Origin of the sequence: Pseudomonas sp. PDM30, from assembly GCF_019218985.1 — a bacterium.
In the GTDB taxonomy this organism is placed as follows: Bacteria; Pseudomonadota; Gammaproteobacteria; order Pseudomonadales; family Pseudomonadaceae; genus Aquipseudomonas; species Aquipseudomonas jessenii.
This window is the reverse complement of the sequence record NZ_JAHUWM010000007.1, coordinates 120,179-139,528: the sequence shown is the minus strand read 5'-3', so window position 1 is coordinate 139,528 and position 19,350 is coordinate 120,179. Positions and strand designations below refer to the sequence as shown.

The 19,350-nt window shown below is 52.6% G+C and carries 21 protein-coding genes; 5 read left to right on the top strand and 16 right to left on the bottom strand.

What is annotated here, in order from left to right; genetic code table 11:
- Window positions 1-49: 49 nt before the first annotated feature.
- Window positions 50-313 carry a DUF4404 family protein gene (locus KW840_RS18070; protein ID WP_057715637.1) on the bottom strand — a complete coding sequence of 88 codons (264 nt, stop codon included), beginning with the start codon at window positions 311-313 and terminating at the stop codon, window positions 50-52.
- Between the two features lie 112 nt (window positions 314-425).
- On the bottom strand, window positions 426-1,046 hold the full coding sequence (locus tag KW840_RS18065) for a phosphatase (RefSeq protein ID WP_057715636.1): 621 nt from the start codon (window positions 1,044-1,046) through the stop codon (window positions 426-428).
- A gap of 201 nt (window positions 1,047-1,247) precedes the next feature.
- Here KW840_RS18065 and KW840_RS18060 point away from each other — a divergent pair, with 201 nt between their 5' ends.
- From KW840_RS18060 to rssC, 3 genes are all read left to right on the top strand, one after another.
- Window positions 1,248-1,937, top strand: a complete 690-nt coding sequence (locus KW840_RS18060) for a VacJ family lipoprotein (RefSeq protein WP_218496671.1) — start codon at window positions 1,248-1,250, stop codon at window positions 1,935-1,937.
- Between the two features lie 389 nt (window positions 1,938-2,326).
- Window positions 2,327-3,508 carry a two-component system response regulator RssB gene (rssB, locus tag KW840_RS18055; protein WP_057715634.1) on the top strand — a complete coding sequence of 394 codons (1,182 nt, stop codon included), beginning with the start codon at window positions 2,327-2,329 and terminating at the stop codon, window positions 3,506-3,508.
- Window positions 3,508-3,990 carry an anti-sigma factor antagonist RssC gene (gene rssC / locus KW840_RS18050; protein WP_057715633.1) on the top strand — a complete coding sequence of 161 codons (483 nt, stop codon included), beginning with the start codon at window positions 3,508-3,510 and terminating at the stop codon, window positions 3,988-3,990. The genes rssB and rssC overlap by 1 nt, the downstream gene beginning before the upstream one ends.
- 204 nt (window positions 3,991-4,194) lie before the next feature.
- Here rssC and tal read toward each other — a convergent pair whose 3' ends face one another.
- Window positions 4,195-5,121: a transaldolase gene (gene tal / locus KW840_RS18045; RefSeq protein ID WP_218496668.1), complete on the bottom strand. Its 927-nt coding sequence runs from the start codon at window positions 5,119-5,121 to the stop codon at window positions 4,195-4,197.
- Between the two features lie 472 nt (window positions 5,122-5,593).
- Between tal and KW840_RS18040 the strand changes: the two genes are divergently transcribed.
- The gene (locus tag KW840_RS18040; protein ID WP_090457794.1) at window positions 5,594-5,962 is read left to right on the top strand and encodes a hypothetical protein; all 369 of its coding nucleotides are present in this window, start codon (window positions 5,594-5,596) and stop codon (window positions 5,960-5,962) included.
- A 116-nt stretch (window positions 5,963-6,078) separates the two neighbouring features.
- Window positions 6,079-6,663 carry a hypothetical protein gene (locus KW840_RS18035; RefSeq protein WP_057716642.1) on the top strand — a complete coding sequence of 195 codons (585 nt, stop codon included), beginning with the start codon at window positions 6,079-6,081 and terminating at the stop codon, window positions 6,661-6,663.
- A gap of 38 nt (window positions 6,664-6,701) precedes the next feature.
- On the opposite strand, the gene KW840_RS18030 is transcribed toward KW840_RS18035, so the two are convergent.
- From KW840_RS18030 to KW840_RS17970, 13 genes are all read right to left on the bottom strand, one after another.
- Window positions 6,702-7,163, bottom strand: coding sequence for a hypothetical protein (locus tag KW840_RS18030; protein ID WP_090454133.1), 462 nt, complete (start codon window positions 7,161-7,163; stop codon window positions 6,702-6,704).
- Between the two features lie 68 nt (window positions 7,164-7,231).
- The gene (gene galU, locus KW840_RS18025) at window positions 7,232-8,065 is read right to left on the bottom strand and encodes a UTP--glucose-1-phosphate uridylyltransferase GalU (protein ID WP_057715631.1); all 834 of its coding nucleotides are present in this window, start codon (window positions 8,063-8,065) and stop codon (window positions 7,232-7,234) included.
- Window positions 8,066-8,185: 120 nt separating this feature from the next.
- Window positions 8,186-8,575 (bottom strand): VanZ family protein, encoded by a 390-nt coding sequence (locus KW840_RS18020; protein ID WP_218496665.1) that lies wholly within the window; start codon window positions 8,573-8,575, stop codon window positions 8,186-8,188.
- The gene (locus KW840_RS18015; RefSeq protein ID WP_218496662.1) at window positions 8,572-10,656 is read right to left on the bottom strand and encodes a YjbH domain-containing protein; all 2,085 of its coding nucleotides are present in this window, start codon (window positions 10,654-10,656) and stop codon (window positions 8,572-8,574) included. The genes KW840_RS18020 and KW840_RS18015 overlap by 4 nt, the downstream gene beginning before the upstream one ends.
- A complete protein-coding gene (locus tag KW840_RS18010) occupies window positions 10,653-11,420 on the bottom strand; it encodes a capsule biosynthesis GfcC family protein (RefSeq protein ID WP_371318476.1) in 768 nt (255 codons plus the stop codon). The genes KW840_RS18015 and KW840_RS18010 overlap by 4 nt, the downstream gene beginning before the upstream one ends.
- On the bottom strand, window positions 11,417-12,076 hold the full coding sequence (locus KW840_RS18005) for a YjbF family lipoprotein (RefSeq protein ID WP_057715627.1): 660 nt from the start codon (window positions 12,074-12,076) through the stop codon (window positions 11,417-11,419). Before KW840_RS18005 ends, KW840_RS18010 begins: the two co-directional genes overlap by 4 nt.
- Before the next feature lie 13 nt (window positions 12,077-12,089).
- On the bottom strand, window positions 12,090-13,202 hold the full coding sequence (locus tag KW840_RS18000) for a polysaccharide biosynthesis/export family protein (RefSeq protein WP_218496867.1): 1,113 nt from the start codon (window positions 13,200-13,202) through the stop codon (window positions 12,090-12,092).
- Window positions 13,203-13,290: 88 nt separating this feature from the next.
- Window positions 13,291-13,458 carry a hypothetical protein gene (locus tag KW840_RS28575; RefSeq protein WP_224795414.1) on the bottom strand — a complete coding sequence of 56 codons (168 nt, stop codon included), beginning with the start codon at window positions 13,456-13,458 and terminating at the stop codon, window positions 13,291-13,293.
- 383 nt (window positions 13,459-13,841) lie between these two features.
- Window positions 13,842-14,576 carry a WecB/TagA/CpsF family glycosyltransferase gene (locus KW840_RS17990; protein WP_218496648.1) on the bottom strand — a complete coding sequence of 245 codons (735 nt, stop codon included), beginning with the start codon at window positions 14,574-14,576 and terminating at the stop codon, window positions 13,842-13,844.
- A gap of 14 nt (window positions 14,577-14,590) precedes the next feature.
- A complete protein-coding gene (locus KW840_RS17985; RefSeq protein WP_218496646.1) occupies window positions 14,591-15,823 on the bottom strand; it encodes a DUF6369 family protein in 1,233 nt (410 codons plus the stop codon).
- Window positions 15,820-16,950, bottom strand: coding sequence for a glycosyltransferase (locus tag KW840_RS17980; protein WP_218496644.1), 1,131 nt, complete (start codon window positions 16,948-16,950; stop codon window positions 15,820-15,822). The genes KW840_RS17985 and KW840_RS17980 overlap by 4 nt, the downstream gene beginning before the upstream one ends.
- A complete protein-coding gene (locus KW840_RS17975; protein WP_218496642.1) occupies window positions 16,917-18,074 on the bottom strand; it encodes a polysaccharide pyruvyl transferase family protein in 1,158 nt (385 codons plus the stop codon). The genes KW840_RS17980 and KW840_RS17975 overlap by 34 nt, the downstream gene beginning before the upstream one ends.
- Window positions 18,064-19,320: a hypothetical protein gene (locus KW840_RS17970; protein ID WP_218496640.1), complete on the bottom strand. Its 1,257-nt coding sequence runs from the start codon at window positions 19,318-19,320 to the stop codon at window positions 18,064-18,066. The genes KW840_RS17975 and KW840_RS17970 overlap by 11 nt, the downstream gene beginning before the upstream one ends.
- Window positions 19,321-19,350 lie beyond the last annotated feature (30 nt).

Genomic DNA, 19,350 nt, shown 5'->3' with positions numbered 1-19,350 from the left:
AAACCCTGCAGGAGCGAGCAAGCTCGCTCCTGCAAAGGCATTGTTGGTTTCAGATCCCCATATTGGCCAAGGCCTGCCCGATGTTGCGCAGGGTGCCGGCAAGGGTAGGGTGTTCGAGCTCGAAGCGTTCCACGGCCAGGTTGACGCCATCGGCGAGGCTGGAATCCTGGGTTTTGGTTTCGAGTTCAAGCTTCAACTCGATCTGTTGCATCAGTTCGTTCAACTCTGCGCGTTCGGCTTCAGACAATGGAGGATTCTGTTCCAATTGCTCGCGCAGGGCATTGAGCTGTTCTTGCAGTTCGCGGGCAGGCATGGCGTTCTTCCTTCTTTTATCGATAGGCACTGGCATAGACCATGGCGGCAGGCCAAAGGTCGATGGCTGACCTTTAGATTAATCCACTCGCGGCCAACGTGCATGATCTCGATCAGGGCTTTTCGCCCTTGAGCCGACGCAAGCTGATATCGGCCAGGCAGGTGTCGAGTTCACCGAGGTGATCGATCACCGAATGCACGCCCAGGCCAAACAGTTGCATCGTCGCCTTGGCGCGTTTGATGTCGCGCTCCTGCGGGGGCAGCGCTTGCCATTGCTCGGGTGCCAGCCCGCACAGCGAGCCGCAGGACGCCAGACCGATGGTCCACAACCCGGCATTGAGCCCCGCTTGCAGCAAACGGGGTTCGCCGCTCACCAGTACGCAGCCGTCGAGTCGCTCGACGTTCAGGGTCATCAAGGCGTGCCAGCAGGCATTCGGGGCGGGCCATGGGTTGTTTGTAGCTGAATGTTGCGAGGGTTTGATCCATTCCGGCAGCGCCGCGGCCAGGGATTGGCTGAGGGCAGGGGGCAGTTCATCGAGCCAGGCGCAGGGGATTTGCTGGCGCTGCAAGCTGCGCAGGCTATCCAGTGCGCCGGGGGTGGCCTCGGCGTGTTCGGCCGAGTGGCTGCCGTGCCGGTGCGTGTGCGCGCCGAAATCCACCAGGCAGCCACTGAGGCCGAACAGTACGGCGGTCAGGCTGGGTGCGGTTTGGGGCAAGGCTTCGGCGAGCGGCATGTGGACGTCCCTGAAATAGCCTGAAGGCTAGTGGACGACGGTGACAGTTGAATGACATGGATGTGAAACGCTCACATTTGGCACGATTCCTTCCGTGTGGATCTCGTACAAAGTGCGTTAAACGGCGTTTACGTCTTATACTTGCCAACTTATTGCCTGGGCCAAGTGCCCGAGCCAGTACAAACCAAGGAGTTTTTTTCTATGCGCTGGAGCAATCATCTAGCCAGGATTTGTGTATGCGCCAGCGTGATGCTGGTTCCGTTCGCTGCCCAGGCAGCCACGGAAGAGGATCCTTGGGAAAGCGTCAACCGCCCGATTTTCAAGTTCAACGACGTGATCGACACCTACGCGCTCAAACCCCTGGCCCAGGGCTACGAGTACGTGACGCCACAGTTTGTCGAAGACGGCGTTCACAACTTCTTCCGTAATATCGGCGATGTGCGCAACCTGGCCAACGATATCCTGCAGGCCAAACCTCATGCCGCAGGCGTTGATACCGCGCGAATCATTTTCAACACCACCTTCGGCTTGCTGGGCGTCATTGATGTCGGCACGAAAATGGGCCTGCAGCGCAATGACGAAGACTTCGGTCAGACGCTGGGCTACTGGGGTGTCGGCAGCGGCCCTTACGTGATGCTGCCGCTGCTGGGGCCAAGCACCTTGCGTGATGCGCCGTCCAAGTACGTCGACAGCTACACCGGCGCTTATCGTTACGTAAACGACGTTTCGGTGCGTAACTCGTTCCACGCCCTGGACATCATCGATACCCGTGCCAACCTGCTGTCGAGCGAGAAGCTGATCACCGGCGACAAGTACACCTTCATCCGTAATGCGTACTTGCAGAACCGTGAATTCAAGGTGAAAGACGGTCAGGTCGAAGACGATTTTTGATCTCGACCGGTAAACTGAAAAAGGCGGCCATCAAGGCCGCCTTTTTTGTCTGCGAAGACCCGCATGCGGATGAAATCGCGGTTTTCACTGTAGTCCCGGCCGGTTTGACTCGCAGGTTCGAACCTTTCATTGGGTTACGGATTTGCCTGTTCTTATAACTCTCGGTGATTTGACAAATAAAGACGTCAAGCGACCATCGGCGTGAGCTTGAAACGCCCCGCGGATGGGAGTACCGTCTGCGCCTTAGAAGGGCACCTCTGGTGAACACGTGTGTAGGGCAAATGCCCGAAAGCGGTGCTACAGAGAGGCTAGAAAGCGAATCCAGTAGTCAGCGCCGGGCCAAAATCCCCGCCTGCTACGCCAACCTAATTCTGGCGCCGTTTGCCCACATGCCAAAAACCAGTGCCACGCTGCTGATAATCGATGATGACGAAGTAGTGCGCGCGAGCCTCGCCGCCTATTTGGAAGACAGTGGTTTCAGCGTCTTGCAGGCCAGCAATGGTCAGCAGGGTCTTCAGGTATTCGAGCAAGACAAGCCCGACTTGGTCATCTGCGATCTGCGCATGCCGCAGATGGGCGGTCTCGAACTCATTCGCCAGGTCACCGAACTGTCGCCGCAAACCCCGGTGATTGTGGTGTCGGGTGCCGGCGTGATGAATGACGCGGTCGAAGCCCTGCGCCTGGGCGCGGCGGACTACCTGATCAAGCCTCTCGAAGATCTGGCTGTGCTCGAGCACTCTGTGCGCCGGGCCCTGGATCGTGCGCGCCTGCTGCTGGAGAACCAGCGCTACCGCGAGAAGCTGGAGAAGGCCAATCGCGAGCTCGAAGCCAGCCTGAACCTGCTCCAGGAGGACCAGAACGCCGGTCGCCAGGTGCAGATGAACATGCTGCCGGTCAGCCCCTGGACCATCGACGAGTTCAAGTTTGCTCACCAGATCATCCCGTCGCTGTACCTGTCGGGTGATTTCGTCGACTACTTCCGGGTCGACGAGCGCCGGGTCGCCTTTTACCTGGCGGACGTTTCCGGTCACGGCGCCTCCTCAGCCTTCGTCACCGTGCTGTTGAAGTTCATGACCACGCGCTTGCTGTTCGAGTCCAAGCGCAGCGGCACCCTGCCGGAATTCAAGCCTTCAGAGGTTCTTGGTCATATCAACCGGGGCCTGATCAGTTGTAAGCTGGGTAAACACGTCACAATGGTCGGTGGAGTCATCGACGAGGAGACCGGTTTGTTGACCTATAGCATCGGCGGTCATTTGCCGTTGCCAGTGTTGTACACGCCAGACAGTGTTCGTTATCTGCAAGGGCGTGGTCTGCCGGTGGGCCTCTTCAACGAAGCCACCTACGAAGACCACGTGCTGGAACTGCCACCGACGTTCAGCCTGACGCTGATGTCTGATGGCATTCTGGATCTTTTGCCAGAACCCACACTCAAAGAGAAAGAAGCGGCGTTGCCCCAACGGGTCAAGGCTGCGGGCGGCACCCTGGATGGGCTGCGGCAGGTTTTTGGATTGGCCACGCTAGGGGAGATGCCGGATGATATCGCCCTGTTGGTGTTGAGCAGGAATCTTTGATGAGTACCGGTAGAATCCAGTTCGCCGAGCAGGATGGCACCTTCGTCCTGAAGTTCGTCGGTGAAGTTCGCCTGACCCTGTGTTCGGCGTTGGATGCGACTATTGAGCGGATCTTCAGCGCGTTGAATTTCAATTCGATCGTGATCGATCTGACCGAAACCCGCAGCATCGACAGCACCACACTTGGCCTGCTGGCCAAGCTGTCGATCCTGTCGCGGCAGAAGGTTGGCCTGCTGCCGACCGTCGTCACCACCCACGAAGACATCACGCGGCTGCTGCAGTCCATGGGCTTCGAGCAGGTGTTCAACATCGTTGACAAGCCGGTGCCGTGCCCGGAATGCCTGGACGACCTGCCAGACCAGGATCAGTCCGAAGAAGTGGTGCGGATCAAGGTGCTCGAAGCGCACAAGATCCTCATGGGCCTGAACGACACCAATCGTGAAGCCTTCCATGACCTGGTGAATGCGCTCGAACGCCATTGATCCCCTGAATTGATGTGGGTCAGCCAGACCCCCATCGCGAGCAAGCTCGCTCCCACAGGTCCTCGTTTAGCACACGACCTCAGTCATCCCGCGAACTCCTGTGGGAGCGAGCTTGCTCGCGATGGCGTCCTGCCAGTCACCAAGCACATACAAAAAAGGGCGAACCCTCACAGGTTCGCCCTTTTTGCATTACACCCGCTCAGATCACAGCTTGGCCTGCAACAACGCCTCGAGCTTCTCCTGATCCCGCGCGAACTGACGAATGCCTTCGGCGAGTTTCTCGGTCGCCATCGCATCTTCGTTGGACAGCCAGCGGAACTGCGATTCGTTTAGGCTCAGGCGCGCTTCACCGGCATGGCCAGGCGCCAGTTTGCGCTCCAGCTTGCCGGTATCCGCGGCCAGCTTGTCGATGAGGTCCGGGCTGATGGTCAGGCGGTCACAGCCGGCCAGTTGCTCGATCTGGCCCAGGTTGCGGAAGCTCGCCCCCATGACCACGGTCTTGTAGTCATTGGCCTTGTAGTAGTTGTAGATGCGCGTCACCGACTGCACGCCCGGATCATCCGCGCCGGTGTAGTCGTTGCCGTTGGCTTTCTTGTACCAGTCGTAGATACGGCCCACGAACGGCGAAATCAGGAACACCCCGGCTTCGGCACAGGCGGCTGCCTGGGCAAAGGAGAACAACAGGGTCAGGTTGGTCTGGATGCCTTCCTTTTCCAGGATCTCGGCAGCGCGGATGCCTTCCCAGGTGGACGCGATCTTGATCAGCACGCGGTCGCGGCCAATACCGGCCTTGTCGTACAGCTCGATCAGGCGATGCGCACGCTTGAGCATGGCATCAGTGTCGAACGACAGGCGCGCATCCACTTCGGTGGAAATACGGCCCGGAATCACTTTCAGGATTTCTTGCCCCACGGCCACGCCAAAACGGTCGCTGGCCAGGCCCACATCGCCCTTGCAGTCATTGACGCAGGCGTTCAGCAACTCGGCATACGCAGGAATGGCCGCGGCCTTGAGCAGCAGGGAAGGGTTGGTAGTGGCGTCCACGGGTTTAACGCGAGCGATAGCTTCGAAGTCGCCGGTGTCGGCAACCACGGTTGTCATTTGTTTGAGTTGTTCCAGCTTGGAAGTCATGGGCGTGCTCTGTCCTATGGGTCTGATGACATTACCCGAGCGCTGACAGCCACTCAAGGGCGTGTACGTGTATCAATGCCCCCTGTGGCAACAACCTGAAAACAGGTGTTTGAAAGGTGGGGGGCGGTATCGATAAATAGGATGCCAGGCGGGCTCACAGGTTCAACTCAGCTGACGGTTATCGCCTTGCAATCAGATCACCTGACACCTGAATCTTCTGATAACGCCCACTGTGCCCTGGGTGTAATACCGCTAATTTTTTGAATTCTATATAGTTTGGTTGCGCCCTCAGTGATTGTTATAAAAAGTCTACTAAGTTGTCGCAAGGGTTATCTTACTTTTGGTGGGGTGTTATCTAATAAGGTGTGATCGTTAGAATACGTCGAATATATAAAGCGAATAAAGTGTAGTGTGATAATAGCAAGTGTTTGCATGGTGGAAATGACTTCACAAAGTGAAGAGGTATATGTTTTTGGATGCGTTTGATGATCTGATGCTCGGCTACGCATTAAAAAAGTTGACCAACGTGTTTGAAGAGATCGTTGAAGTTTCGAAAAGCCCCTCTTCGGACAAGGCAACAGGCGTACAGGATATCAAGCAGACTAAAACTGCAAAAAAACTACCTGTCTGGCTGGGACGTCTGAGGGTTAACACTCCTTATCAAGTAACGCATGTTCTGATCGATCAGATGCACGCCTCTCGAAAACTCAACCGCGACCTGCGCTTCGCGGCACAGGCTGCCTTGCTGGACGCGCTGGTAGAGGATGGACTGGCAATGCACATCGCGAGTTATTCGGTGCTTGTCGTAGAGAACCGTCTGAAGTGCTTTTCGGATCGATGAGCGCTGTATCTACTGAACACGCGCCCAGTGTCCATTACACTGGAAAATTGCATCAGGCGTGAGGAAGTAGGTTGGAGTCAAAACTGTATATCGCACAATACGCCGGAATCACAGTCATGCTTCCAGCGGCCATGGTCGTCGCGGGTTGGTTATGGTGCACGGCATCCAGAAAACTCGCCCTCTTATGGCTAGGCGTACTGTTCGTAGCCTATCTCGTCGTAGGTTTCAGTAAAGTGCTTTTCAAGGGCTGGGGAATCGGCCTGGAAAGCCTGGATATCGCGGTCATCAGTGGCCACGCAATGAACGCCTGCCTGGTGTCGACCGTTGTACTGAGTTTGCTGTTGCGCCAACTGGATCATCGCCTTCGATGGCTGGCGCTGGGAGCGGGGCTGCTGTCGACCTGGTGGTTCAGCATCCAGTATGTCGGTCAGACGATTCATCCTCTGCCGGAAGCGATTGCCGGGGCGGTTGTGGGATCAGCCGCGGCGTGCGTCTTTCTTTTCAGGCTGGAGAGAAGGGAAATCCGCAAAATTCCTTTGCCGGCCCTGGCGCTGGGGCTCGCGGGGATTCTACTGAGTACGAGCATTCCCAAGTACACCGCCGAGGGGGTCTTGAACTCGCTGGCAGTGACTCTGTCGGGGGCAGAAAAGGCTTTTATGCAGCCTCATTGGCGTACTTCTGGCGGGCCGTCACGGTTATAGCGATTGGCTTGATGTCGAGTCCCGGCAAGAGGGTGGAGCTAGGACTCACTACTGCTTTTCTCATCAATCCGGGCCAGCAGCTCTGCAGTTTTCAACTGCATCAGTGCAACATCACCACGACTCTCAACGTTCAGCACGATTTCTGGCTCGGTCTGCGAGAGGTGGATCTTGAAGCGCCATTCAGTGAACGTCAGGCTTAGGCCGTCGCTCTCGTCTACGTCCAGCGCTTTACTGGCGTACAACGAACGAAGATGCGTCAGTACGGCAGTCGGATTACTGACTGCACATCGAATGTCCCCGGAGGAGGGGAAAAGCCCGATGCGTTCCACCAGCAATCTGGGTTGAGGGGAGGTAGAGGAGGGTGCTCTTTCGTACGTCCGCAACCAGGCCATCAATCCACTGTTGCCCTCGGTGAACTCCTGCCCCAAAACCATATTGCCCGGTGCAAAAGGGTCCAGCGATTTATAGACAGAGTCGATCGGTGATCTGGAAGCGTTCATAGTGGTCTGCCTTGCAAAAGGTTTATGGCCGCTCGGAAACGCGGCACCCAAGAGCTGAAAATTACCGGTTACAGGCCTTTCTTATACAAATTCTCATAACAGAAATTGGTCGCGTCGATATAACCTTCCGCTCCGCCGCAGTCAAAGCGGTGACCTTCGAACTTGTATGCCAGGACACAACCGCTTTGTGCCTGCTTCATCAACGCGTCAGTGATCTGGATCTCACCGCCCTTGCCGGGCTCGGTATCAGCAATCAAGTCAAAGATATCGGCCGTCAGAATGTAACGACCAATAATGGCCAGATTGGACGGGGCATCTTCCGGTTTAGGCTTTTCAACCATGCTGTTAACCCGGTAAATACCTTCGCGAATCTGCTCGCCGGCGATGATGCCGTACTTGTGCGTCTGGTCGTTGGGTACTTCCTGAATGGCCACGATCGAGCAACGGAACTGCTTATAGAGCGCGATCATCTGCGACAGCACACCATCGCCTTCCAGGTTCAAGCACAGGTCGTCCGCCAGCACCACCGCAAACGGCTCATCACCAATCAACGGACGGCCAGAGAGAATGGCGTGCCCCAGCCCCTTCATCTCCACCTGACGGGTGTAAGAGAAGGTGCAGGTATCCATCAACTCGCGGGTACCGTTGAGATAGTTCTCCTTGTCGGTACCACGAATCTGATGCTCCAGCTCGTAGCTGATATCGAAATGGTCTTCCAGCGCCCGCTTGCCGCGCCCGGTGACGATCGCCATGTGCTGCAGGCCGGCATCCCGTGCTTCCTCAACGCCGTACTGGATCAGCGGCTTGTTGACGATCGGCAGCATTTCCTTCGGCATCGACTTGGTGGCGGGCAGAAAGCGCGTGCCATAGCCGGCAGCAGGGAATAGACATTTACGGATCATAGAAGCGTCCTTTTTTCCAATGTATAAGAGAAGCCGTCATTTTCTGCGGACAGCACAGATGCCCCCGCCAATGGGCAGAGCCTCCCAATTCTCGCTATGCTCACGGACGAAGCCATGGTCTTAAGTGTCCGGGAGCTCTGCGGACTGTTTGATTGGGTGCTTACAACGCCACACAATCAAGCCGATCAGCACACCGACAGCATTCGCCAGGGCGTCGTAAGGTGATGCTGTGCGCAGCGGCATCAGTCCTTGTGCATACTCGATCAGGATACCCGTCACCAGACAGCCCAAGGCGATCCAGCGCACGTTGACCCGCAGGAAGGCCAGCCGGCAACTAAACGACAAAGCGAAAAAGCCTATCAAGTGATGCAGCTTGTCTTCCTGGACAAAGGCTTCGGGAATGGGTTGCGCTCGCAACCCGGCTGCCAGCAAGACCGCGCCAACGCTGATGAAAATCAGAGTTCGTATCCATTGGGGAAGTTGTGTTATGCCCAGGAACAACGAACTCATTCGGTGATTTTCTCAAAGTTCTTATAGAACGCATCTTTGTCGCGGCCATTGGTCATTGTGTACAGCGAATATTGGCGGTTAAGACGCGCACCACCATCGCGGGTCAGCGGAGCCCAGACCAGGTTGGCGCGACGCATCGTGGAGACGCTCATCAACTCGTCGAAGGGGACCGAGATGTAGATACCTTTGTCGAAGCTACCCTCGCCGTACTCTTCTTTCGAGGCCGTGGTGCGGGTGACCCAGCCACCGAACTTCACGCCGTTAGTGAACTCATGCGACAGATCGATCGTGGCACCCCAATCGCGCGCCAGGTAACGTCCAACACTGACCGCCGCCTGCAAGTCGAACGGCAGTTCGGTATAGGTGGTGATGTGACCGGTCGTGGTGTTGTAATCGCGCAGACCAAAACCCTGGTCAAAGTCACGCTGGCGTACAAAGTTCAAATCAGCACCCACGGCCCAACGCTCGCCCATGGGGCGGTACAGCAATTCACCACCGACCCCGGCGAACATTGATTCCAGATAACCGCCATACACCATGCCATACAAGTCTTGATCCAATTGCTTGGCATGGTTGAGCTGAAATGTCGGCATTGTTACATCAGAGGTGATGACGTACTTGCGCAAATCGGTCCGCACTCGGGGCAGATTGCTCGGCGCGTCGTAGGTGAACTTATCAAAGTTGTTCAGGAGATTGGTGCTTATGACCCCACTCGTCCACGTGTTGCGGGTAAAGCGGTACTCTGCGTCCACATCAGCGGTCAACTGGTACAGCAAACCGTCAGGACCACCAATGTTTTGCTTGTAACCCAAGCCGATACCGTAGGTAAAAGGCTCAAGGGGCTGGGTGTACAGCGTGTTTTCAATGTGTGGCGTGGCCCGGTTCAATTCGGTGGTGCGGTGCAGGTCTGCAAGGTCCTGTTGGTTGTTCACCACTTCCCGGAAGGTTTCGCGCGGCACACTGGTTTCTTCCACGGGCATGTCGTAACGCTTGTTCACCATCGTGAACCAGTCGATGTCGTCATTCGCGCTGTTGTCCAGAATCCGGCTGGCCCGGCCTACACCTTTGGCTGAGTAGAAATAGCGCGACTGCTCGCCATACACAATCAGCTCGGAATCGCGCTGAGCAATACGCTCGACCTTATAACCGGCGTTGTTTTCCAGTCGTTTGGAAACCCCGGCCCAGTCGACCTGATTGAGGGGCGTAGTCGGCGCGTTTGCCGGAAGCGCTTCGATGGCAGGGTCGTAGCGCTTGGCCGGCGCCTTGCGGCTGACGAAGTTGGTATGAAAAGTGATGCCGAACAGCGCGGTGTTGCCGCGCTCCCAACCGGCGGTCAGATCGACAGAGTCACTTAGCTTGAAGACCGCCCCGATGTTGATGGGCGAGTCCTGCTCCAGGCTACTGTTGAACGGCTCGTGCTTGTAGTCGTTACCGTCGAACTCGAGTTTCAAGCTCAAGGGCGACCAGGGCGTCTGATAGGACACACCGCCAAACAACGCGGGCGAACCGCGAAAATACGAGCCGGTATTGACGTTGCCCGCGTCCGCGCCGGTGTTTACCGGGCGTGTATCAAAACGCTCGTCGATGTACCCCAGCGGGTTATCGAAATCACCGCGGTTACCGATGTAGCCCCAAGCAACGCCCAGGCTAAAATCCAGGTCGTAGTAACGTTTGTTCGCCACAAAGTATTCGCTGGAAAACAGGCCGGTGCCCCCGACATCCCGAAAACCGAGCGCGACCTCGGGCAACCAGTGGCTTTCTTGCCAGAGGCGGGCTTTGACATCGACCGCCTTGTCTTTATAGCTTTGGTCGCCACTGAATGATTCGGCCCCGTATTTATGGTTGCCGATAGCGGTATAACGGAAACTACCTTCCAGCCAATCAAGGGGCTGTATTGAAATGCTATAGCGCGAATAAGGGTCTGTCCGGTTGGCGTTCAAGCTGAATTCGCCGGCGGGTGCCATCCGTGCGGTGGGGGTTTGCAACAAACCCACACCACCGAAATCATTCTGAGTAAAACGCGGCTCTCCATGAGCCAAGCTGTAGGGCAACAACACTACGGCGGCAAAACGTAACTTCAAGGGGCCACCTCGGGCAGCGGTTGGGTGGCGAGAAACTGAGCAAGCTGCTCGTTCAAGTCGGGTGTGGGCAAATCCAGATCATCGTTGCGCACGGGCACCAGAATTGTGCTGCCGGCGGCGGCAATCACACCATCTTCGCGGTTCCAGGCGGCGTTGCCGACTCGCTTGACCAGGCCATCGGGCTGAATCAACCACAGGTAATCGGCATCTGCGTCGGTCACCGGCAGACAGCTTTTGAGATATTCCTGGGCTGGCTGCTGGGCGCGATAGGGCAGCGTGCAGGGCTGTTCAACTGCACCCAGGACAGTGACCGTCGTCGGGCGTAGAGGGTAAATCAGCTGGTCACCGTCACTGAGCGAGTAATTGCGGGCGAACCCAACCTCCAGCGCCACAGGGTCGAGCACCGCGACTTTTCGGCCGGTAACGGGCAGTCGGCTGACCTCTTCAAACAGACGCGCAGCCAGGGCCGCAAGGCTGCTTTTTTCTTCAAGCAAGGCCCCACGTTGAAGCAACTTCAGATCGAACAGCACGCCGGCCTTAAGGCGGGTTTGCTGCTCCAGCAGTGGCTGGTGCAGCCAGGCGGCGGCCAACCAGTAACTTTCGGCGTTCGGGCGTGCCTCGCTGACGGCATCGAGCAAGCGCGAGCCTGGCACGAACGTGAAGGATCCGGCGTTCAGTACATCACCCGTGACCGTGACGGCGGCCTGAGTCATCGTAGAACTTGCCAGCAACAGGCAAGCCGACAGCGTTTTCGAATATCTCACCGAGCCGTCTCCCGGTCAGGGCGCAATTGCACAATCTTCAAGAAAAGTTCCGGCGTGAGATGTTGTTCGCTCTGCAGGATCAAGCCATCGTCAGGCCTGACCCAAAAACGGTTGGTGGCCTTGAATCCCAGCTCGGGGATGTCGACGCGTTCATCTATGCGCTGCAACGCATAGTCCTTGTCCAGGATGGTGACGGTTTCGATGCCCTGTCGACTGAAACGACTGTTAACAGCCAGACCGACCCGCGGACCCTGATAGACATCAATCCAGCGGGTACTGCTGTAACCGTCGGGCAATTGCTGCAAGCCACGCTTGAACGGCGACTCACCGTCGAAGCGCGTGCCATCGAGATTGATGCTCAGGCCAACAGTGCGCACGACCAGACCATCGCGCATCAACAACACTTGCTTGCCGGAGGCGACCCAGAACTCCAGGTCGTCCTGCTGGCGAAGCTTCGCCAGCACACCTTCGCTGACGTCCGTGGTGACCTTGATCTGCGCATAGGGCACGGCCTCCACTTGCGCTGCAGTCACTTGCAGCGGCTGGACGCCCAGTGTGGCGGCTTTAAAGGTATCCAGGGACGCCTGCATCAACGGATTGCAGCCACACAGCAGTAAACCCACCGCCAGGCATGAGCTGTTACGCAAAGTTTTCAAAGCGGCTCAAACCTTATCGACTGCTGGCTTCACTGAGATTGTTTTGAGCGGCCGCTCCGGTACCCAGGATAGTAGCCGAGGGCAGCAACTGACTGATCAAGCGGTTCCAGCGGGTCACGCCTGCAGGGCCGACGTAGACGATGTCCTGGGGTTGCAGATCGAAGCGGCTGGCGAGAGCAAACGCGGTAGGCGATTCGGCGTCCAGCTGAAAGACCTTTGCCGGCTCGGTTTCAAGATTCTCGGCACCTCGAATGACATACAGCGCATTGCCGTTGGAGGTGGTCTGGTTCAGTCCACCGACCGTTCCGATCGCATCCGCCAGGTTCATCCGGTTGATTTTGAACGTGAGCGCCCGAGGCTGGTTGACCTCACCCATGACGTAGATCTTTTTCCGGTCGTTGTAGGGCAGGTACAACTGATCGCCGTCTTTCAAATAGACGTTGTGCAACTGCGAGCCTTTGCTGTTAAGCGAGTCCAGGTCGAGCGGATACTCACGTCCGTCCCGGGTCAGTGTCAGGCCTGCAAGGTCGGCATTCAACGGATCGACAGTAGCAGTACCCATGGCTTCGACGACAGTGAGTGGCGAAGTGGTAATGGGTTGTTGACCGGCTTTTAAAATGGCACCGGAAATCACCACTTTTTGACTGGCAAACCGCAAAACACTCAAGTCAACCTGGGGGCTGTCGACAAATTGCGTCAGGCGCTCGGCAATAAAACCGCGTAGCTCCTCGATAGTTTTACCTGCGGCATGAATATTGCCGATATAGGGGTAAAACATGGTGCCGTCCGGGCGTACTAGGCGACCGTTCGCATCGATTTGCTGTTGCGCACCCGATGGTGCAGTCAACTCAGGATGGTCCCACACCGTGATGTACAGCACATCATTGGCGCCAATCCGGTAAGCCTGCGGCTTGAACGCCAACAACTCGGCTGGCACCGAGGCTTGCACTTTTGTCGCCGCGTTCTGGGCAATCAGTTTGGGCGTTATCGGAATCAACTCGATCCGACTGCTTTCCGGTGAGCCATCACGGCCGACCTGACTGGTATCCAAGTGTTGACCGGGTGAGAACATACAGCCTTGCAGGGCTACGCCTGCAAGCACAGCGAGCGACAAACTACGAATCATGATTGAGGACACTTGTGGAGGGAACACATCAGAACTGAACCACCCGGATTGCTCCGGGTGGTGGAAGGCTATCGACCTCGCGGTACGCTTAGCGTGTACCGGTGGTGCCGGTAGTACCAGTAGTGCCGGTAGTGCCGCCGCCATTGCTGCTGCCACCACTGGATGACAGTGCAGCGGCTCCGGCGACAACCACGGCGCCGAGGCCAAGAGCAGCCTCTGTGGACAGGCTGCCCACGAGAGGGGTGGACTGATTCAAAGAAGTGTTTTTTACAGGTGTGCCTGGAGCGGAAGACGCTGCAGGGGGCTCAGCGGCTAAAGCGGAGGCACTTAAAGACAGCAATAGAGCGGAAGCAAGTAGTTTGGTCATAGTAGATTCCTTTTTGATGCATCGTCGGTATTGGCGGTGAAACTAAAAAGCGAGCGTGCAAGGCCAAAAACGCTGAGCGTCCATTAACGTTAAGGATAGTATTGATTCGAACTCGATGAGAGTGGACCTCTGGGTCATTCCTCAGTGAGGTTTATCTTGCGATTATTGCCTTAAGAATACCTGTGTAGGACGCCTGACAGGTCTGACGTTTTATAACGCGCACCCACTGTTTCTAACATTGTCCGCCCACGCCACGAGTACGGCGATGATATTCAAGACCGCTTAAGCTTTTCTTTGATAAGCAACCAAGCGAACTTGCTGTTGGTGGTCAAGTAGCGCTTCCACATCCTGCCGGGTTCCTGGATAACACGGTACAGCCATTCCAGCCCGTAATTCTGCATCCATTGCGGCGCACGTTTTACCTTCCCCGCGACCACATCGAACGTTCCGCCCACCCCCATCACAAAGGTGACCCCCAACTGATCGCGCCGGCGGTTGATAAAGTTTTCTTTCATCGGCGAGGTGATGGCGACGAACAGCAGCTGAGCACCTGAAGCCCGAACCTTCTCGACCAGTGCGGCTTCGTCGTCCCAGAAATAGCCATGGTGATACCCGGCGACTTTCAGCCCAGGGTAAAGCGCTTTCACCTTGCTGGCGGCGGTGGAAACGACCTCGTCCTTGGCGCCTAACAAGAACACCGAAAAGTGGTTGGCCGCGCTCATCTCCAGCAATTCATGAAACAGGTCGACACCCGCGACGCGTTCGGGCACTGAGTGGCCGAGAAAGCGGGCACCCAACACCACACCCATACCGTCGATATTGATGATGTCGCAAGAACGAACAGATTCGCTCAACTGAGGGTCGTCACGCATGTTTACAAGCTTGGCGACATTCACCACCACGTGCTGGGTGAACTGGCCGGCAGTAATCGCGCTACGAATTGTCTCGACGGTGTTGTCCATGGAGGCGACATCCATGGGGCAGTCCAAAAAATCGATTCTTTGCATGTTTAATCTCGTGGTCATATTTTTGCCGCGCTGTCCGAATTTGATTGAAGTATCCTAACTATCATGCAGCCTATGATGATTCCCGCTGATGCTGGTTGGTAAGATATTGCGTAAGCAATGAATAGAATAAGTAGATATGCCAAGAGCGAAAGTTTGATCGGCTTTGGTACTAGGGATAGAAGGGATAAAGTGATTGATGTGATGTACAGTATTCCGAGAAGTCCATATTTTGCGAAAAATGTAATGTAGGCGCTGTCAACGAAATTGTTTCTGGTGTCTAGCGATCTGTATTCAAACCATGTTATATCGAATGAAGTGCCAAAGCCGCTTCCAAATAAATAGTTATATGGTTTAAAAGAGGATATGACGTCTAAGGCTGGCCCATACCTAGTCGATAATTGCTGTAGTAATCCACTTGCAGTGAGACCTTCAGCTACCCTTGCGGCACCGAAATATTCAGCCAAGTATATAAATATCAGTGAGGAGATGGCCAAAATTATTACGATAGGGATAAGTTTTTTTGGGCTTTTGGCTGCAGCTAAGGCGGCTGCAATAATCGTCGCGAAGGCGAGTATTCTATACCCTGACAAAATGACTGAAAGTAATGAAGCAGTGATTGCGAGGGTCTGTCTCAGATTAAAAGCTAGTTTGCGTTCGGGGTGCCTGTGAGCCTTTGCTTTGGAGAAAAAATATATTATGAATAGTGCGGATATATATGTACTTGCATCAAAGTACTTGAAGTTGTTTGTCGTGTAATACTCGTCCTCTGATGACATTACCCCCGCGATGGAAAGTGCCAGCCAAATGAGATTTGTAGCGCCTGCTAGAGTTGCTATGGTGAGGATGTTGCGACTTGATAATTGTAGTTTTCGTGACCTGAGCAGTAACGATGCCGCGATTAACTCAAGAGCAAAAATTGCGGGCCTATAATCCCGCAAAAAATATACATCCAGGGAGGTCCCAGAGAAGACAGGGATGACTGAATAAGTTGCAATTATTAAAAACGAAATGGTTGCCCATTTGGGAACATTTATAACGTTGGCTTTAGTGGCAATGCCACTGATACTTGTCGAAATCAGTACTCCGAAGAAAAAATAGTCGTAAGAGTACAATCCGTATTGGTAAAAATAAATGGAGAAAGAGTTTGAGAATGGTAAGCAGGCAATTAACGTCAGGAAAGGTAGTAGGCCTTTTTCCCTCAGAAGGCCTAGGCATAAAAATAGAAGAGAAAGAACGATGTAAGTCATTGTAAGGCTGATCCAAGTGCTTTTAATATTTTTCTTTCTTCTGTTTCCCAGGAATACTTGTCTATCAGTTCATTGAAATGTGATTGGTTTTCGCGGTTGTTGAGAAGCTCATGACATTTTTTACTGATTTCTGTAGCGCTGGTTTCTTTAATCAATTCTCCTATGTTGTTTAATTGTATGATTTTTCTTGAGAGTGGAGAGTTAGTAGTTAGTAGAAGTGTGCGGCAGAAAATTGCGTCAAAAATTTTGTTGGGGCTGTTGAGCCTGTTGTTGAGTGAATCTCGCTTGTAAAAGGCGAATGTTATTTTGGATTCGCTCATTATTTTCTTAAGCTGGCTATTGGATATGGATCCTGTAAAGTCAACGCATGAGGCTATTTCTAAGTCACTACTCAATTGCATTAATTCTTGGATGTAAAGTGCATTTCCCCCGCCCGCTATTATTAGTCTGATATTCGGTGTAGATGTTTTTAGTAGGGAAAATGCTCGAATAATTTTATCAATTTCTCTGCCTGGATATACACCGCCACAGTAGCTTAAAATGGTCGGCTGACTTTTGGCTTGCTCTGGTAAAATATGCGCTTGGCTATTGGTGTTGTAGGTATAGGTGATTTTTTCTTTTTTTACTTTTAGTAATCGTCGAAGAAATTTTACTCTGAACTCATCTGTCGTGAACGACTTTAGGCTGTTGTTGATGGTCATCTTCTCTAAGAAGTACCAGATTGGGCGATATTTTTTGCTATAGGGGAAGTAATCTAGTCCGCAAAAAATCTCGAGTGTTTCGTAGATGTACTCAATGGATTTAAATTTTTTAAATACAGCCGCAATCAAACCTGGTATTGGGTTAACTGCGTAAATCAATTGTGGAGGTGTTTTGTTGATCCAGTGGCAAAGTTTTAATATTCCAGTTACAGATTTAAATATTTTCAATGGCTTATTTTTGGCGCTCACCGCTATAACTTTGTGTGGTTCAGTTGATGAATAGTGATTGGCTGTAATGCCTGCGATTGTTACTTTTTCATATTGTTTTTCAAGTGTGCTCTTTATTAAGGCGATTTTTGGGGTTGTTTCAATTCCAACCCCGAAGTATAGGATTACTGCAGTTCCCGAACGCTTTTTGTTATCCATGAATTTATGTCTTTTAAGAAGTTGTTGGCAACGGTGGTCTGCTTTTTAACATCGCTAAGCAGTTGTTGAGAAAGCTCATTTTGATTATTGAGGCCGATTAAGGTTTTCTCAATAATGTCATCTGGATTCAGCCCGTCACTGTAAAGGGTGCCTTGAGGTAATAAGTTGTGGATGTTTTTCAGTTTGGGTTCTATGCCAACTACTACGCTCGGTAGTCCAACTTGTGCGGGTAGCAAAACCCCGTGGGCCCGAGTGCTGACTAATATGTCGAACTCTTGTTGTAATTTGCTTATGAATGTGCTTGGTGTGCCCTTTTGAGGATCCCAGATTAGCCATTCAAAATCAGGGTGTTTATCTATAATTGCGCGGTCATGCTCGTGATATAGCGAAATGAGTTTAACTACATAACCTCGGGAAATAAGTTGGCGCGCTGCTTCAATAGTGTTTTGTAGTACATTCTCGCCGTGCTGATTTAATTTCCAATCTCGTAATATGACTCCAATAGAATCACTTTTTTCTCTAACTGGTTTCGATGTATCAATATTCCAGTGGCTAAGTAGAAAGGTCGGATCAGTATAGAGAGCAGACGTGTGAAGAAGTTTTTTGAGTATGTCGAGGCTTACAGTGTCCCGTACGGATCTGAAGTCACAGCTGAGAAAAGGACTTATGGCTTGTTCTATTTGAGTGGGCGAAGAAGTCTCAAACGGGCCCACGCCCAAACAGATGGCTGCGCTTCTTTTGTATAAAGGGTGATTTTTTTTTAGCGCTCGCAATAAAAATATCTTCAAAATATCAAAGTGAGTTAGGCCTTGTTTTCTAACTTCCAGATATTTTTTGATAAAGGGCTTTTTGGCCTTGTTCCCATTAAACTCAAAAAACTGTCCTCCACCTCCAAAAAAAAGAAAATCTGTGTTGATGGGGGCAGATATCGGCACGTAATTGCATTTGTATTTATTTAGATAGCCGACGTTATTGGGCTGCTTAACTCCTATGGATATATTTTCTTCTTTAAAGTGCGGGCGCAAGATGTTAATGCACACCTCAAGAAGGACGTCGTCGCCCAGGTTTCCCGGACCATAAGCACCTCGAATATAAGCGTTTAAAGGTTTTTTGTTAGATGGCATAGGTGTACGTTATCCAGGCGATTGGTATTAGGCTGATGTAGAATTTCTTGTCAAAGAAGCTTTTGGGTACTAAGTTGTGTTTCGAAAGTGCTGGGGCCCAAAGAATTAGATGTATAACCTGGGATGCTAAAAAGGCTTTAGCAACTCCGGTGGCTCCTGATTCATTGAAAGCCGTAAAGTAAATTAGAGAGAATATTCCCGCCCATATCATGTTGCTTAGTATGCTTAGTTTTGCAAGTTCAGCAGCTACCATTTCTCGAGATATTGAGCTCTTGAATGAGGTAAGAATGCTCGCAAGCATAAATAACATTATTGTTTGCTGAAGGTCCCCGTTTCTTACAATCGCATCCGGATAAATCATTGATAATTTATTTGTGGATAATGCAAGAAAAATTGCAATGATTACGGCAGGGTAGTAGGTGATCGAAAAGTTTATGTTTTTATTGTGTTGAGTGTCTTTCGGGCTGTTGACGAGTAGCAGAAGTAAATATCCTCCAAAAATCGTGGGCAATATACCTATGGTCATTCTCCACTGATTTGCTGTCGCAAGCAGAAAAGACTCCTGATCTCCAAATCTACTCTGTACATACCCGAGGAGTAACCAAATTACGGGCATGAAAAATAAACCGGTAAAGATGGCAGGGAGAAATGTTCTTTTCACAATGCTTAAAATTGTTGCAGAACATTTTTCTGTTTCAGTTCGGGTGGGGTTTACAAATAGCCATAGTATGGAGGTGAGAAGAAATGGAACGGTGTATAAGTAAGAGTTTCCTGAGTATGCTATAAGTGGTAGTAACGTTAATAATAGTAATAATCCTTGCAGGGTGCCAATCAAAGAGATTAGTTTAAATTTCTTTGATTGGGTTGCTGCGGCTATCTTGAAGCCGCTAGCGCCGTGTGCAATTAGAAGTACTATTGTTAATGCTGCATTGGTGAGTGAGAGAGAGGACGAGTAATATAGGTACATCGAAACAGGTACCGACATCACTCCAATTAAAGCGACTAAGGTTGCTTTGTATTTTTTGTCATGGGTAATCGTATCTCCATTGTATCTAATGTGGGTGGTGCTAATGGCCTGTTGGAATAGTGTTCCAAAGGCTGAGATGGTCGTGATTATTATTGTCAGGGTCTTAGCGTCTTCAATGGTTGCGTAGTGGGAGGCAAAAGCCCCCGCTACGACCATTGCGCCTTTTGAGAAAAGAAAGTTAATCAGGTTGCTTAAGGCGCTGTAGATAATATTTTTCATTTGTTGACGCAGCCTTTTTTGTCTGCGCGT